15 protein-coding genes are annotated in these 14,445 nt (G+C 62.0%); 14 read left to right on the top strand and 1 reads right to left on the bottom strand.

Annotated elements, in window-relative coordinates; all coding sequences use genetic code 11:
* From BLT66_RS06775 to BLT66_RS06750, 6 genes are all read left to right on the top strand, one after another.
* A complete protein-coding gene (locus BLT66_RS06775) occupies positions 1-1,350 on the top strand; it encodes a phenylacetate--CoA ligase family protein (protein WP_092756821.1) in 1,350 nt (449 codons plus the stop codon).
* Positions 1,351-1,367: 17 nt separating this feature from the next.
* On the top strand, positions 1,368-2,672 hold the full coding sequence (locus BLT66_RS06770; RefSeq protein WP_092756820.1) for a putative O-glycosylation ligase, exosortase A system-associated: 1,305 nt from the start codon (positions 1,368-1,370) through the stop codon (positions 2,670-2,672).
* Positions 2,673-2,676: 4 nt separating this feature from the next.
* Positions 2,677-3,642: a polysaccharide deacetylase family protein gene (locus BLT66_RS06765; RefSeq protein ID WP_092756819.1), complete on the top strand. Its 966-nt coding sequence runs from the start codon at positions 2,677-2,679 to the stop codon at positions 3,640-3,642.
* Between the two features lie 134 nt (positions 3,643-3,776).
* The gene (locus BLT66_RS06760; protein WP_143029154.1) at positions 3,777-4,370 is read left to right on the top strand and encodes an arsenate-mycothiol transferase ArsC; all 594 of its coding nucleotides are present in this window, start codon (positions 3,777-3,779) and stop codon (positions 4,368-4,370) included.
* The gene (locus BLT66_RS06755) at positions 4,367-5,320 is read left to right on the top strand and encodes a polysaccharide deacetylase family protein (RefSeq protein WP_092756817.1); all 954 of its coding nucleotides are present in this window, start codon (positions 4,367-4,369) and stop codon (positions 5,318-5,320) included. The genes BLT66_RS06760 and BLT66_RS06755 overlap by 4 nt, the downstream gene beginning before the upstream one ends.
* Before the next feature lie 8 nt (positions 5,321-5,328).
* Entirely contained in the window at positions 5,329-6,555 is a 1,227-nt protein-coding gene (locus BLT66_RS06750) for a carboxylate--amine ligase (protein WP_143029153.1), read from the top strand.
* Here the strand turns inward: BLT66_RS06750 and BLT66_RS06745 are convergent.
* On the bottom strand, positions 6,552-7,451 hold the full coding sequence (locus BLT66_RS06745; RefSeq protein WP_092756815.1) for a DMT family transporter: 900 nt from the start codon (positions 7,449-7,451) through the stop codon (positions 6,552-6,554). The genes BLT66_RS06750 and BLT66_RS06745 overlap by 4 nt on opposite strands.
* A 64-nt stretch (positions 7,452-7,515) precedes the next feature.
* On the opposite strand from BLT66_RS06745, the gene BLT66_RS06740 reads away from it, so the two are divergent.
* The 8 genes from BLT66_RS06740 (at position 7,516) to BLT66_RS06705 (ending at position 14,427) form a co-directional block, all read left to right on the top strand.
* Positions 7,516-8,508, top strand: a complete 993-nt coding sequence (locus tag BLT66_RS06740) for a quinone oxidoreductase family protein (RefSeq protein WP_092756814.1) — start codon at positions 7,516-7,518, stop codon at positions 8,506-8,508.
* Positions 8,505-9,317, top strand: a complete 813-nt coding sequence (locus tag BLT66_RS06735) for an NUDIX hydrolase (protein ID WP_092756813.1) — start codon at positions 8,505-8,507, stop codon at positions 9,315-9,317. Before BLT66_RS06740 ends, BLT66_RS06735 begins: the two co-directional genes overlap by 4 nt.
* A gap of 133 nt (positions 9,318-9,450) precedes the next feature.
* Positions 9,451-10,419: a bile acid:sodium symporter family protein gene (locus BLT66_RS06730; RefSeq protein WP_092756812.1), complete on the top strand. Its 969-nt coding sequence runs from the start codon at positions 9,451-9,453 to the stop codon at positions 10,417-10,419.
* Positions 10,416-11,480 carry a histidinol-phosphate transaminase gene (gene hisC, locus BLT66_RS06725; protein ID WP_092756811.1) on the top strand — a complete coding sequence of 355 codons (1,065 nt, stop codon included), beginning with the start codon at positions 10,416-10,418 and terminating at the stop codon, positions 11,478-11,480. Before BLT66_RS06730 ends, hisC begins: the two co-directional genes overlap by 4 nt.
* The gene (gene hisB, locus BLT66_RS06720) at positions 11,477-12,091 is read left to right on the top strand and encodes an imidazoleglycerol-phosphate dehydratase HisB (RefSeq protein ID WP_092756810.1); all 615 of its coding nucleotides are present in this window, start codon (positions 11,477-11,479) and stop codon (positions 12,089-12,091) included. Before hisC ends, hisB begins: the two co-directional genes overlap by 4 nt.
* 51 nt (positions 12,092-12,142) lie before the next feature.
* Positions 12,143-12,814: an imidazole glycerol phosphate synthase subunit HisH gene (gene hisH, locus BLT66_RS06715; protein ID WP_092756809.1), complete on the top strand. Its 672-nt coding sequence runs from the start codon at positions 12,143-12,145 to the stop codon at positions 12,812-12,814.
* A gap of 31 nt (positions 12,815-12,845) precedes the next feature.
* On the top strand, positions 12,846-13,592 hold the full coding sequence (hisA, locus tag BLT66_RS06710; protein ID WP_092756808.1) for a 1-(5-phosphoribosyl)-5-[(5-phosphoribosylamino)methylideneamino]imidazole-4-carboxamide isomerase: 747 nt from the start codon (positions 12,846-12,848) through the stop codon (positions 13,590-13,592).
* Positions 13,585-14,427, top strand: coding sequence for a D-hexose-6-phosphate mutarotase (locus tag BLT66_RS06705; protein WP_092756807.1), 843 nt, complete (start codon positions 13,585-13,587; stop codon positions 14,425-14,427). The genes hisA and BLT66_RS06705 overlap by 8 nt, the downstream gene beginning before the upstream one ends.
* The last annotated feature ends 18 nt before the right edge of the window (positions 14,428-14,445 follow it).

Below are 14,445 nucleotides of genomic sequence, written 5' to 3'. Positions count from 1 at the left end.
ATGTCTGGACTCTATACGCGCTTGGTTTCGGGGCTGTTTTTTCCACTGCACGAGCGTTTGAAAAAACACACCACGGTAGCTGTACGCAAGCAGATGGACGCATCCCAGTGGTGGCCAGTGGACCAGCTTCGTGCACTCCAGTTGGCGCGGCTGCGCCAATTGCTGAGCCATGCCCAAGCCCATGTTCCTTACTACCGGAACATGTTTGCCGAGATCGGTTTCCAGCCGGACCAAATTCGCGATGTGGCCGAGCTCGCGCAACTTCCGTTTCTTGATAAATCGAAGATCCGGGCCCATACCGAGTCATTGAAAGCCGATAACGCCCAAGGATTGGCCCGTTTCAATACCGGTGGCTCCAGTGGCGAGCCGCTGATTTTTTATATTGGTAGGCAGCGTGTCAGCCATGATGTGGCCGCTAAATGGCGAGCCACCCGTTGGTGGGATGTGGACATTGGGGACGCCGAAATTGTGGTGTGGGGCTCGCCAATCGAACTGGGCGGGCAAGACCGTATCAAGCATGTCCGTGATCAGATACTTCGTACCCAATTGCTGCCTGCTTTTGAAATGTCCGAGGCCAAACTCGATAGTTTTATCGCCTCCATTCGCCGTACCCGGCCGAAGATGCTCTTCGGTTACCCCTCGGCTTTGACCCATATTGCCCAGCATGCACAGAAGCGGGGTGTAGCCATGAACGACCTGGGCATCAAAGTCGCATTCGTCACATCTGAGCGCCTGTACGACAACCAGCGTGCCACCATTAGCCAAGTATTTGGCTGCTCAGTCGCTAACGGGTATGGTGGGCGAGACGCCGGTTTTATCGCCCACGAATGCCCCGCAGGTAGCATGCATCTCACGGCCGAAGATCTGATCGTGGAGATCGTCAATGAAGCGGGTGTGGTGCAGCCGCCAGGCGTTGCGGGCGAGATTGTCGTAACCCATCTGGCAACCGGCGACTTTCCTTTCATTCGTTACCGCACGGGTGACATCGGCGTGTTAGACACTGGTACTTGCAGCTGTGGCCGCGGCTTGCCCATGCTCAAGGAAATCCAGGGTCGCAGTACCGATTTCGTGATTGCTGCCGATGGCACGGTCATGCATGGGCTTTCGCTCATTTATATCTTGCGCGATCTGGCAGGTGTGCAGTCTTTCAAGGTAGTGCAAGAGTCACGTGCGTTGACCCGCGTGCAAGTGGTTGCAGGGCCTGAGTTTCAGCCATCTATGGTCGACCAGATCGTGGCCGGATTCCGGCGTCGGCTGGGCCAGGGGGTCGCAGTGCAGGTGGAGTTGGTGGACTCCATCGCGGCAGAAAAATCCGGTAAATTTCGCTACATCATCAGCCATGCTGTCTAAACAAGGTAGCCGCCAACATGCGTGACATTCTTATCGTAGCCATAGTGCTCGCAGGTGCCATCGCTGCACTGCGACAGCCTTGGATTGGTGTCATGCTTTGGACTTGGTTGAGCATCATGAACCCACATCGCTATTCGTATGGGTTTGCGTACGATGCACCGCTGGCTGCAATATCTGTTGTCGCAACAGTCTTGGGTTTAATTATTACTAAAGACCGAGCGTCCCCATTCAAATCGCGGGTGGTCGTTGTACTGTTTATCTTCATGATTTGGATGACCTTATCCATGCTGTTCGGGGTCGATAGAGCTGGAGACTACTGGCAATGGAACAAGGTCATGAAGATTGACATGATGATTCTGGTGGCTTTGACGCTGCTGCACTCCAAGAAGCATATTCTGGCTTTGATGTGGGTGGCTGCTGGCTCACTGGCATTGCTGGGAGCTAAGGGGGGGTTATTTACTTTGCTGACGGGCGGGAACTTTAGGGTCTGGGGTCCCCCGGGTTCTTTTATCGAAGACAACAACGAGTTTGCGTTGTCTTTGGTGATGGCTATTCCTTTGCTACGGTTTTTGCAAATGCAATTGGTGGGGCGTTGGGCCCGCTATGCTATGACTGTTGGTATTGTGTTGTGTGCGGTTGCGTCACTCGGCAGCTATTCACGCGGGGCCTTGCTGGCCATTAGTTCTATGGCGATCTTCCTTTGGTGGAATGGCAAAAACAAGCTTATGGTGGGCGCCGCCTTGGCTCTGGTGGTTCCCTTGCTGGTGGCATTTATGCCTGATGCATGGATGGGGCGTATGTCTTCTATGGGGGACTATCAGGAAGATGACTCATCCATGGGCCGCATTTCTGCGTGGTGGAATGCCTGGAACATAGCTTTCCACTACCCACTTGGTGTCGGTTTTGATGCGGCTAGACCTGAATTGTTTGCTATCTACTCGCCTTACCCAGACAAGGTGCATGCTGCGCACAGCATCTATTTTCAGGTTTTAGGTAACCACGGTTTTGTCGGATTGTTCTTATTTTTAACTCTCTGGATCGCAACCTGGCGTTCGGCTGGATGGTTGCGCACCAAGGCAGCCAAAATTCCAGAAGCCGCCTGGTGCGCCGACCTCGGTGCGATGTGCCAGGTCTGCCTGGTCGGTTATGCCGTGGGTGGCGCATTCCTGAGCCTCGCCTATTTTGACTTGCCTTACAACGTGATGGTGCTGGTGGTTCTTACCCGGGTATGGGTGGAGAAACGTAGCTGGCAGCGCGAACCCGCCTACGTGCCAGGCTGGAGAAATATCCCCGGGCTGGCACGCAAGCCCGCCGCGGTCTAAAGCTATGTTTAAAACCGTTTTGAAGCAGCTGTCGCCTGCCGGTGCACGTGGCCGCTTGTCGGTCCTGATCTTTCACCGTGTACTGCCCGAGTCAGATCCGATATTCCCCAGCGAAGTCGATGCCATCACGTTTGATTCCATTTGCCGGTGGATGAAATCCTGGTGCAATGTATTGCCGCTTGATCTGGCGGCTCAGCAATTGCAGTCGCGGACACTGCCCGAACGGGCCGTCGCCATTACCTTTGACGACGGCTATGCCGACAACCGTACCGTCGCCCAGCCCATCTTGGCGCGCTATGGCTTGCCCGCAACCTTCTTCATCGCCACCGACTTCCTCGATGGCGGTCGCATGTGGAACGACTCGGTCATTGAGTCAGTGCGTGGCTGCACCTTGGCGGAGCTTGATTTGTCAAGCCTGGCCAAGCCCGATGGCTCTGGGCACTTGGGCGTGCATGCGCTCGGCACATTGCCAGAAAAGCGCCAGGCTATCGAGTCCATCATTGGCCACATCAAGTACCTGCCCGTCGTGGAGCGCAAGGCGCTTGCCGAGCAAATCGCCGTGTGTGCAGGCGTGCAGCTGCCCAATGATCTGATGATGACCTCACAGCAGGTGCGTGAGATGCGCAGTGCGGGCATGCAAATTGGTGCGCATACCCGCTCCCATCCGATTCTGGCCAAGCTGGGCGCGGATGCCGCCCATGCAGAAATCGCCGATAGTCGCCGCTTGCTGGAGCAGATACTGGGTGAGCGGGTAGGCCTTTTTGCCTACCCGAATGGCAAACCGGGTGCCGACTATTCACCGGAGAGCGTATCCATCGTGCGTGACCTCGGCTTCGATGCCGCGGTATCCACCACCTGGGGCGCATCCCATGTCGAGACCGACCTGTTTCAGATTCCACGCTTCACGCCCTGGGACCGCAGCAAGATGCGTTTCGGCGCGCGGTTTGCGGGCAATCTGCTGCGCGCGTAAAACCCACCTAGCTTCCTTGTGCAAGCTGCAACTCTGGTACTTTTTCGCTACATGATGGTTCTCTTTTTCCCTTCGGCTCGGCTTAACTGCCGGCATCAGCGCAGTTGCCACTGGATCTTCACCGGAGTCCGCGCGTGAGCCGTTGGTTAGCCCGTCTACAGAAGATGGTCGACACCAACTACGGCACCGTGCGCGGCTGGGTGCGGGTCGTGCTGGGGCAACTGGAGTTTGCAACGGGTCGTGTAGAGCAGTATCTGCACCCGCGCCTGCAGGACGTAGACCGCCTGGTCTTCGTCTGCCTGGGCAATATCAACCGCAGCGCGTTCTCGGAAATTGTGGCACGGGCGCAAGGCGTCAGCACTTGTTCGCTAGGCTTGTCCACCATGACCGGGCAACCGGCGTTCCATAAAGCCGTGGCGACGGCCCGTCCATTCGGCCTGGACCTGTCTGCCCATACCGCCACCGACCTGACGGACTACCAGTTCCGTCCTACCGATTTGCTGTTGGTCATGGAGATCCGCCATGCAGAGCAATTGCGTGCCGCGGGCATCCCGCCTGCGTCGATTGCCTTGCTGGGCCATTGGGCGGCACCGCACCGCATCCATTTGCATGACCCCCATGTGCTGTCGGATGCTTATTTTCGGACCTGTTTCACCTTGCTCCACTCGGCGGTCAGCGGCCTGGTCGCCGACCTGCGCGCGGCCGGCAGCCCGTGCATCAAGCAATGAATGTCTACCTGACATTCGATATCGAAGTCTGGTGCAACGGCTGGAATGACCTGGACCGGGCATTCCCCGCCTGCTTCGAGCGCTATGTCTACGGCCATTCTGCCCACGGCGACTATGCCCTGCCCAAAACCCTGGAGCTGCTCAACCAGCACGGTCTAAAGGGCGTGTTCTTTGTCGAGCCCCTGTTTGCAGCCCGATTTGGCCAGCCGTACCTGGACACCATCGTCGGGCTGATCCGCGCCGCTGGGCAGGATGTACAGCTGCATTTGCACCCTGAGTGGACCGACGAAGCCCTGCAGCCCTTGATTCCCGACTGCGCCAGCAAACGCCAGCATCTCAGTTACTACACCCTGGAAGAGCAGACCACGCTGATAGCCTGCGGCAAACAGATGCTGGAGGCCGCGGGCAGCGGTCCTATTACTGCATTCCGCTCCGGCAGCTTTGCGGCCAACCAAGACACCTTTACCGCGCTGCATCGCAATCAGCTGCTTCTCGATAGCAGCCTAAACCGTTGTCATGCGGTGAGCGCGCCGGATCTGTTGCAGGGCCGCGACTTGGAGTCCGTGTTTGCTGTCGATGGTGTCACCTCCTTCCCGGTCACGGTGTTCCAGGATGGTTTCGGGAAAGACCGGCCTGCCCAGGTGGGCGCCTGCAGTTTTGCGGAAATGCGGGATGCCCTGTGGAGCGCGCAGCGGGCGGGCATGGCGCACTTCGTACTGGTATCGCACAACTTTGAAATGCTCAAGCCCGGCTTGTCGCAGCCCGATTGGGTGGTGGTGAAGCGCTTTGCGCAACTCTGCGCCTTCTTGGGCCAGCACCGCGATACCTTCACCGTTGGCAGCTTTGGCCCCGCATCCGCCATCGGCCCGGCCAAGGTCTCGCAGCCGCGGGTAGGCTGGACGTCGACTGCTCGCCGTTATGTAGAACAAGCTTTACGGCGCTTACCTTGACTGCTTCCATGTCTCCCACTCCCCAACCCCGTCCCCCCTGCATCGTGCTGGGGTTGGAAACCCAGATCGGCCTGGGGCTGGTGCGTGAACTCGGCCGAGCGGGCGTCACCGTCATCGGCATCGCCTACGACCCGGATGCCATCGGCCTGTCGTCGCGCTACCTGGCGCGTAAGCTGGTGATCACCCAGCCGCGCAGCCCCGAGCTGATCGCCGCCATCGTGGCACTGGGCGAAGAGCTTGGTCCCTGCTGTCTGATCGCCGTGTCTGAGGTCAACATGGGCTGGCTGGCCCAGAACCGCCATGCGTTCGGCCGCGTGCGCCCCGTAGTGCCCACGCCCGAAACCCTGACCATGGTGCTGGACAAGCAGCGCACCCTGCAGGCTGCGCGCGAGGTTGGCATTGCTGTGCCCGAGACCGCCGAACCCACATCGATGGCCGAGGCCGAGGCCTTGGCTGCGCGCTTTCATTTCCCTGCGGTGTTGAAGTGGAAAGACCCGAACGCCATCGCCCGCAAGCTCGGCCCGGCTGGGCTGGAGCTGCTGAAGGCCGAATACGTCTACACCCCTGCCGAGTTCCTGGCTGCTGCCGCGCGCTACCAGCCGGTGGGCGAATGGCCAATGGTGCAAGCCTATTGCCCTGGCACCGGCCTGGGCCAGTTTTTCTACATGCACAAAGGCCAGGCGGTGCGCCGCTTCCAGCATCTGCGCGTGGCCGAGTGGCCGCCCGAGGGCGGTTTCTCCAGCGTCTGCGATGCCGTGCCGCTGGACCAGCATGCCGACCTGCAAGAGCAGTCGATTGCTTTGCTGCGCCATATCGGGTGGGAAGGTGTGGCCATGGTCGAGTACCGTTGGGACGCCGCCACTGGCCGCGCCGTGCTGATGGAAATCAATGGCCGCTACTGGGGCAGCTTTCCGCTGGCGGTGCAATGCGGCGCAGGGTTCGGCGTGATCTCCTATGCGCTGGAAAGTGGTCTGGACATGCCGGTGCTGCCTCCTGTGCGCTGGGGCCAGCGCTGCCGCATGGTCAGCACCGAGCTCAAGCGCCTGGTGCGCATCTGTCTGCAGCCGGGCAAGATCGTCGATCGGACCTTTCCGGTACGTCCCGTAGCCGAGGTATGGCGTTTTGTGCGCGACTTCTTCCGCCCCGGCGTTGGCTACTACGTGTGGAACGCAGGCGACCCACAGCCGTTTTATACCGATGTGAAGAACCTGCTGCGTAAAGTCATTCGGCGTTAGCGCTTGGACGACACCACGATCCCGCCGACGATCAGCACAAACGCCAGGCCGTGGTACAGGTGCGGCCATTCGCCCAGAAAGGCAGCTGACAGCACCGTGGCAAACAGCGGCGTCAGGTTGATGAAGCCACCCGCCACATTCGGTCCTACGCGCTGCAGCCCCGCGCCCCAGCAGCGGTAGGCCAGTATCGCCGGGCCGATGGCCACATAGGCCAGCGCGGCGGCCAGCGGCCAGCCCCACTGGATGGGGGCCGCGCCCAAGCCCCATTCTGCCGCCGTCATCGCACCCGACCACAGCAGGCCGAAGGTGATCTGCGCCAGCAAGAAGGCCGCCCAGTCTGCGCGTATCGCTGGAGGGTCTTTCGGCTGGCTCAGCTGCCAGCTGTAGAACGCCCAGGACAGCGTGGCCAGCAGCATGAAGATGTCGCCCAACACTAGGCGCAGGCCCAGCAGCTGTTGCCATTCGCCGCGGCTCAGCACCAGCAGTACGCCGGCCAGCGACAGCAGGGCGCCCAGCACCTGGCGGCGCGTCACCGTGGCACCAAAAAACAGTCCGCCCACGGCTAGCATGCACATCGGCAGACTGGCGCCCACCAGGGTCACATTGATCGGCGTCGACGTCTGCAGCGCCATGTACTGCAGCGCGTTGTATAGGCCCACGCCCAGCAGGCCCAGCAGCGCAAACCGGCGCCAGTGCGACCACAGCCCGCTGTTGCGCTTCAGCACCCAGCCGGCCAGCGGCAGCAGGATGGCAAAGGCCAGCGCCCAGCGGATGAAGTTCAGCGTGACCGGTGGCACCAGCGTGTGGACCAACCGGCCGACTACCGCATTACCCGCCCAAAGCAGGGGCGGCAAGGTCAGGAGCAAGGCGGTTTGGAATGTCAGGCGTTGGTGCATGGCGCGCACTGTAACGCGTGTTTCGTGGCACCATGCGGGCGAACTATTTTCAGGAGCCTTGTTGATGTCCTATTCCAGCCAAGCCGTACAGATTCGCCAGCACGGCGGCCCCGAAGAACTGCACCTGGTCGAGGTGCCCGTGGGCGAACCCGGCCCGGGCCAGATCCGTATCCGCCACCACGCCATTGGCCTGAACTTCATCGACGTCTACCAGCGCAGCGGCCTGTATCCGCAGAACCTGCCGGTGCAGCTGGGCATGGAAGCCGCCGGCGTGGTCGAAGCCGTGGGCGAGGGCGTAACCCACCTGCAGGTCGGCGACCGCGTCGCCTATGCCAGCAACCCACCCGGCAGCTACTGCGAGCGCCGCGTGATGCCGGCTATGTGCGTCTGCAAGCTGCCCGATGCGATCTCCTTCGAGACCGGCGCGGCAATGATGCTGAAGGGGCTGACGGCGCAGTACCTGCTGAAGAAAACCCAGCCCCAAGGCGGCCTGCAGCCCGGCGACTTTGTGCTGTTCCACGCCGCGGCCGGCGGCGTCGGCCTGATCGCCAGCCAGTGGGCCAAGGCCCTGGGCTTGCAGCTGATCGGTACCGCGGGTTCTGCAGAAAAATGTGCTCTGGCGCTCGCCAATGGCGCGGCACATGCTATCAATTACGCAGCAGAAGACTTTGTCGCCCGGGTCAAGCAGATCACCGGCGGCGCTGGCGTCAAGGTGGTCTACGACTCGGTGGGCAAAGACACGTTTGAGAAGTCGCTGGACTGCCTGCGCCCCTTCGGCCTGATGGCCTCGTTCGGCAATGCTTCGGGCCCGGTGCCCCCGTTCGCACCCGGTGTGCTCGGTGCCAAGGGCTCGCTGTACCTGACCCGCGCCACGCTGTTTACCCACATGGCGACGCGCGAAAGCACCCAGGCCATGGCCGACGATTTGTTCGCCGTGGTGGCCAGCGGCCAGGTGAAGATCCACATTGGTCAACGCTACCCCCTGGCCGAGGTGCAGCAGGCGCACCGCGACCTGGAAGCACGCAAGACTACCGGCTGCACCATCCTCACGCTGTGAGTACGCCGTCGTTTGCGCGTTGGTTGGACGGACTGCGTGCGGGCGCCAACCAGCCGCCGTTGCGAACGCGCGTGCCGCTGTGGGCCGGCAGCGCGCAGATCGGTTCGGTGGAGCCCGGGTTTTTAAGCCAAGTTGGCCCGCAGCACTTATTTAATCTGCGCGAGGTGCTATCTAAAGTGGAGCACGAAGGGATTTCGGGCTGGCAACTCCATGGCGATGCCACGCAAAGTTTGGCCCTGCTAGCCAGCACCCTGCGCGACGCTGGCCTGGCCCACGTCTGGCGCAACGAGCAGCTGGCGGTGCCCGATGCCGACGGCCAGGTCGTCGCCACCGTAGAACGCGCCGTGATCCGCGTGCTCGGCACGACAACCCGCGCGGTGCATCTGGTCGGCGCGGCACCGGATGGCCGGGTCTGGCTGCAGCAGCGCGCCTTCAGCAAGCCCAATGACCCTGGCCTGTGGGACACGCTGATGGGCGGCATGGTCTCGGCCGCCGACACGCTGGACAGCGCGCTGGAGCGTGAAACCTGGGAGGAGGCCGGCCTGCATCTTCACCAACTGCACGGCCTGCGCTACGGCGGCCAAGTCACTACGCGTCGCCCGGCCGACGACGGTGGTGGCGCCGGCTACGTGGTCGAGCACATAGACTGGTTCGCCTGCACCGTGCCGGAGGGCATGGAACCCGTAAACCAGGACGGCGAGGTCGAGCATTTCGAACTCTGGGACCAGGCGACCACGCTGCAGCAGATGGAGCAGGGCGCGTTTACCGCCGAGGCGGCGCTGATCCTGGCGGACTACTGGGGGCTGTAGGTGCTGCGGCCTTAGCCCGGCCCCTGCAAGGGTGTCAGATCCAAACGTAAAATAGGCTGCTGCCGCATATCCACCGTTCCTGTGTAGCTATTAAATCAGTAGCGCATAGGCCAACACTGCCCACCCGAATCCCATGACACGCCCCCGTTTCCTGCCGGACAACTTCACCCTGGTGCTGATCGCCGTCGTCACCCTGGCCAGCATCCTGCCCGCGCAAGGCCTGGTGGCCCAGGGTTTTGAGCTGTTGACCACGGCGGCGATTGCGCTGCTGTTCTTTTTGCACGGCGCGCGCTTGTCGCGCGCGGCGGTGGTGGCGGGCCTTAGCCACTGGCGGCTGCATCTGCTGGTGCTGGGCTGCACTTTCGTGCTGTTCCCCTTGCTGGGCCTGGGGCTCAAGCCCTTGTTCTCGGCCATGCTGACGCCCGATCTGGCGCTGGGCATGCTGTTCCTTTGCGCCTTGCCGGCCACGGTGCAGTCGGCGATCGCCTTCACCGCGATGGCGCGCGGCAATGTGGCGGCGGCGGTGTGCAGCGCATCGGCGTCCAGCCTGATTGGGGTGTTTATCACGCCGCTGTTGGTCAGCCTGATCGTGGTGGCGGGCGGCGTGTCCACCGCCAACCCCTGGGATGCGGTTGGCCGCATCATGCTGCAGCTGATGCTGCCGTTTGTGGCCGGCCAGCTGCTGCAGCCCTGGGTGGGCGACACGGTGAAGCGCCATGCGGCCGGGCTGAAATTTGTCGACCAGGGCTCGATCCTGCTGGTGGTCTACACCGCCTTCAGTGCGGCCGTGGTCGAAGGCCTGTGGAAGCAGGTGCCGCCCGTCGTATTGATCGGCCTGGTGGCTGCCTGTTGCCTGTTGCTGGCCCTGGCGCTGGCCTTGACCACCTGGGGTAGCCGCTGGCTCGGTTTCTCCAAGGAGGACGAGGTGACGATTGTGTTCTGCGGCTCGAAGAAAAGCCTGGCCAGCGGTGTGCCCATGGCCAAGGTGCTGTTTGCGGCCCACACCGTCGGCGTGATGCTGCTGCCCTTGATGATCTTCCACCAGATCCAGCTGATGGTCTGCGCGGTATTGGCCCAACGCTACGCAAAAAGAGCCCCATGAGAAACCCTTTAGACACCCTCCGCCCCGATGTACGGGCCATGCATTCCTACGTGGTGCAGGATGCGACCGGCATGGTCAAGCTGGACGCGATGGAGAACCCACACCGGCTGTCACCCGCCCTGCAGGCCGCGTTGGGTGAGCGCCTGGGCGAAGTCGCGCTGAACCGCTATCCCGACGGCCAAGTCGACTACCTGCGCCAGGTGCTGGCCGCGCACACTGGCCTGCCGGCGGGCTACGGCTTGATCCTGGGCAATGGCTCGGACGAAATCATCAATCTGCTGGCGATTGCCTGCAACCGGCCGGGTGCGACCGTGCTGGCCCCGGTACCGGGCTTCGTGATGTACGCCATGGGCGCACAGCTGCTGGGCCTGAACTTCGTCGGCGTGCCGCTGACGGCCGATTTCGAGCTCGACACGCCCGCCATGCTGGCCGCCATGGCCCAGCACCAGCCGGCCATCGTCTACCTGGCCTATCCGAACAACCCGACGGCGAATCTGTGGGACGACGCGGCCATTGAGCAGATTATCGAGGCCGCGCCCGGCCTGGTGGTGATCGACGAGGCTTACCAGCCGTTTTCCAGCAAAAGCTACCTGGATCGCCTGGCGCGCCATCCCCATGTGCTGTTGATGCGCACCCTGAGCAAGTTCGGCCTGGCCGGCGTGCGCCTGGGTTACCTGATCGGCCCGCAGGCGCTGGTGGCTGAGATCGACAAGGTGCGCCCGCCCTACAACGTCAGCGTGCTGAACTGCGAGTGCGCGTTGTTCGCACTGTCGCATTTAGAGGTATTTGCGTCGCAGGCGCAGGAAATACGTACGCAGCGTGCTATCGTTTCCGCAGCGTTGGGGGTTTTGCCCGGTGTCAAGGTTTGGCCCAGCGACGCGAATATGCTGCTGGTGCGCGTACCCGATGCGGTAAAAACCTTCGATGGCATGAAGGCCCAGGGCGTGCTGGTCAAGAACGTTTCTAAAATGCATACCTTGCTGGCAAATTGCGTACGCATCACCATTGGCACCGCCGAAGAGAACGAACGCATGCTGGCCGCTTTCCAAACCTCCATATGACTACCCCCACCGCCCCAGTTCTGCAACGCACCGCCGAAGTCAGCCGCAACACGGCCGAAACCAAAATCACCGTCAAGCTGAATCTGGACGGCACCGGTAAGTCCACCCTCAGTACCGGCATCGGCTTCTTTGACCACATGCTGGACCAGATCGCCCGCCACGGCCTGATCGATCTGGACATCGCCTGTGAAGGCGACTTGCATATCGACGGCCACCACACGGTGGAAGACGTGGGCATCACCCTGGGCCAGGCCGTGCACAAGGCGGTCGGCGACAAAAAGGGCATCCGCCGCTACGGCCACGCCTACGTGCCGCTGGACGAGGCGTTGAGCCGCGTGGTGATCGACTTCTCGGGCCGTCCTGGCCTGGAAATGCATGTGCCGTTCACCAGCGGCATGATCGGCAGCTTCGACAGCCAGCTGACCTACGAGTTCTTCCAGGGCTTTGCGAACCATGCGTTTGTGACCTTGCACATCGACAACCTGAAGGGCGTGAACGCCCACCACCAGGCCGAAACCGTGTTCAAGGCCTTTGCCCGCGCGCTGCGCTCTGCGCTGGAGCTGGACCCGCGTTCGGTAGGGGTGATCCCGTCGACCAAGGGTTCTCTGTAAAGTTTTCAGTAGAATCGGCTTTTCAAGCACATTCCTTCTGCGCAAGCAGCTATGACATTGATAGCAAATAAAACGGTCGCCGTGGTGGACTACGGCATGGGCAACCTGTTTTCCGTATCCCAGGCAGTGATGCATGTGGCTGTCGCCAGCGGTTACACCGTGGTGGTCACCTCCAAACCCGAAGACGTGTTGGCCGCCGAGCGCGTGGTACTGCCCGGCCAGGGCGCGATGCGCGACTGCATGCGCGAGCTGCACGACTCGGGCCTGAAAGAAGCCGTGCTGGATGCGGCCCGTAACAAGCCGCTGATGGGCGTCTGCGTCGGCATGCAAATGCTGCTCGACCACAGCGAAGAGCAAGACACACCCGGCCTGGGCCTGATCCCTGGCCGTGTGCTGCGTTTTGACCTGGCTGGCCGCCTGCAGGCCGACGGCAGCCGCTTCAAAGTGCCGCAAATGGGCTGGAACCAGGTACAGCAGCAAAGCCCCGGCGGCCAGCGCCATCCGGTGTGGGGCGAGGTGCCGGACAACAGCTACTTCTATTTTGTCCACAGTTTTTATGTCAAACCGTCGGATGCGCACCACAGCGCAGGCCTGGCGGACTATGGCGACACGTTCACTGCAGCCATTGCACGTGATAACATTTTCGCAACCCAATTCCACCCAGAAAAAAGTGCTGAGCACGGCTTAGCCTTGTACCGCAACTTCTTGCACTGGGCCCCTTAATCTCCTTTCTCCACTTGCTGTTCACGGCACCATGCTTCTCATTCCTGCGATAGATCTGAAAGACGGCCATTGCGTGCGCCTCAAACAAGGCGACATGGACCAAACCACCACGTTCGGCGAAGACCCCGCCGCCATGGCCCGTAGCTGGGTGGACAAGGGCGCGCGTCGGCTGCACCTGGTGGACTTGAATGGCGCGTTCGCGGGCAAGCCCAAGAACGAAATGGCCATCCGCAAGATCCTCAAAGAAGTGGGCGGCGAGATTGACGTGCAGCTGGGCGGCGGTATCCGCGATCTGGACACCATCGAACGCTACCTCGATGCCGGCCTGCGCTACGTCATCATTGGCACGGCAGCGGTGAAGAACCCCGGTTTCCTGCAAGACGCCTGCACCGCGTTCGGCGGCCACATCATAGTGGGCCTGGACGCCAAGGACGGCAAGGTCGCCACCGACGGCTGGAGCAAGCTCACCGGCCACGAGGTGGTCGATCTGGCCAAGAAGTTCCAGGACTACGGCGTCGAATCCTTCATCTACACCGACATCGGCCGCGACGGCATGCTCACCGGCATCAACATCGAAGCCACGGTCAAGCTGGCCCAGGCCTTGAACACGCCGGTGATCGCATCCGGCGGCTTGAGCAACATCACCGACATCGAACGTCTGTGCGAAGTCGAAGAAGAAGGTATTGAAGGCGTGATCTGCGGCCGCGCCATCTACACCGGCGACCTGGATTTCGCATCCGCCCAAGAGCGCGCCGACACCTTTTACGGCGATGTCTGATCTGCAGATCAGCGCCGAAACCCTCCACCACCAGCCCTGCCTGCGCTTACGCCACGCGTGTGGCGACAGCGTGCTGGTTGCTGTGCACGGCGCGCACATCCTGTCGTGGACCAGCGATGGCCGCGAGCGCCTGTACCTGAGCCCGAATGCACTGTTCGACGGCCGCAGCGCGCTGCGCGGCGGCGTGCCTCTGTGCTTTCCGCAGTTCAATATGCGCGGCCCCTTGCCCAAGCACGGCTTTGCACGCACCAGCGCCTGGACGGCCGGCACGGCCACCGATGCCGAGGCGGATGCGCTGGAACTGCAACTGCACAGCAGCCCGGCCACGCTGGCCCTTTGGCCGTATGCCTTCCGCGCCATGTTGCGCGTCGAACTGGCGCCTGGCATCCTGAAGTTCGCGTTCTCGGTACACAACACCGGCAGCCAGCCGCTGGACTTTGCGCTGGCCTTGCACACCTATCTGCGGGTGCAGAACCTGGCCCGCCTGGAGCTGCACGGCCTGGCCGCACAACCTTATTGGGACGACGTGGCTCAGACCAACCGGCTGGAGCCCGGCGTGGTGCGGCTGGACGGCGAGGTCGACCGCGTCTACCAGGCACCTGCCGGCCCGCTGATCCTGGTCGATGGCGCGCAGCAGCTGCGCATTGCCCAGAGTGAGAACCTGGCCGATACCGTGGTCTGGAACCCGGGCGCGGCCAAGTGCGCCAGCATCGCCGACATGCCGGCCGATGGCTATCTGCAGATGGTCTGCGTCGAGGCCGCGCAGGTCAACACGCCCATCACGCTGGCGGCCGACGCGCACTGGACCGGCTGGCAAAGCCTGAGCCTCGTTTAATCTGTTTCTCCTGGAGTT

Origin of the sequence: Rhodoferax sp. OV413, assembly GCF_900104385.1 — a bacterium.
Taxonomy (GTDB): domain Bacteria; phylum Pseudomonadota; class Gammaproteobacteria; order Burkholderiales; family Burkholderiaceae_C; genus Rhodoferax_B.
Note: the sequence above shows the minus strand (reverse complement) of the source record. Positions and strands in the feature narration are given on the sequence as shown.

Bases quoted from the DNA above. Each gene is read 5' to 3' on its own strand.
- hisH (WP_092756809.1), top strand. From the start codon at position 12,143: ATGACATTGATAGCAAATAAAACGGTCGCCGTGGTGGACTACGGCATG.
- BLT66_RS06730 (WP_092756812.1), top strand. From the start codon at position 9,451: ATGACACGCCCCCGTTTCCTGCCGGACAACTTCACCCTGGTGCTGATC.
- BLT66_RS06750 (WP_143029153.1), top strand. From the start codon at position 5,329: ATGTCTCCCACTCCCCAACCCCGTCCCCCCTGCATCGTGCTGGGGTTG.
- BLT66_RS06740 (WP_092756814.1), top strand. From the start codon at position 7,516: ATGTCCTATTCCAGCCAAGCCGTACAGATTCGCCAGCACGGCGGCCCC.
- hisA (WP_092756808.1), top strand. From the start codon at position 12,846: ATGCTTCTCATTCCTGCGATAGATCTGAAAGACGGCCATTGCGTGCGC.
- BLT66_RS06755 (WP_092756817.1), top strand. From the start codon at position 4,367: ATGAATGTCTACCTGACATTCGATATCGAAGTCTGGTGCAACGGCTGG.
- hisB (WP_092756810.1), top strand. From the start codon at position 11,477: ATGACTACCCCCACCGCCCCAGTTCTGCAACGCACCGCCGAAGTCAGC.
- BLT66_RS06775 (WP_092756821.1), top strand. From the start codon at position 1: ATGTCTGGACTCTATACGCGCTTGGTTTCGGGGCTGTTTTTTCCACTG.
- hisC (WP_092756811.1), top strand. From the start codon at position 10,416: ATGAGAAACCCTTTAGACACCCTCCGCCCCGATGTACGGGCCATGCAT.
- BLT66_RS06770 (WP_092756820.1), top strand. From the start codon at position 1,368: ATGCGTGACATTCTTATCGTAGCCATAGTGCTCGCAGGTGCCATCGCT.
- BLT66_RS06705 (WP_092756807.1), top strand. From the start codon at position 13,585: ATGTCTGATCTGCAGATCAGCGCCGAAACCCTCCACCACCAGCCCTGC.
- BLT66_RS06745 (WP_092756815.1), bottom strand. From the start codon at position 7,451: ATGCACCAACGCCTGACATTCCAAACCGCCTTGCTCCTGACCTTGCCG.
- BLT66_RS06765 (WP_092756819.1), top strand. From the start codon at position 2,677: ATGTTTAAAACCGTTTTGAAGCAGCTGTCGCCTGCCGGTGCACGTGGC.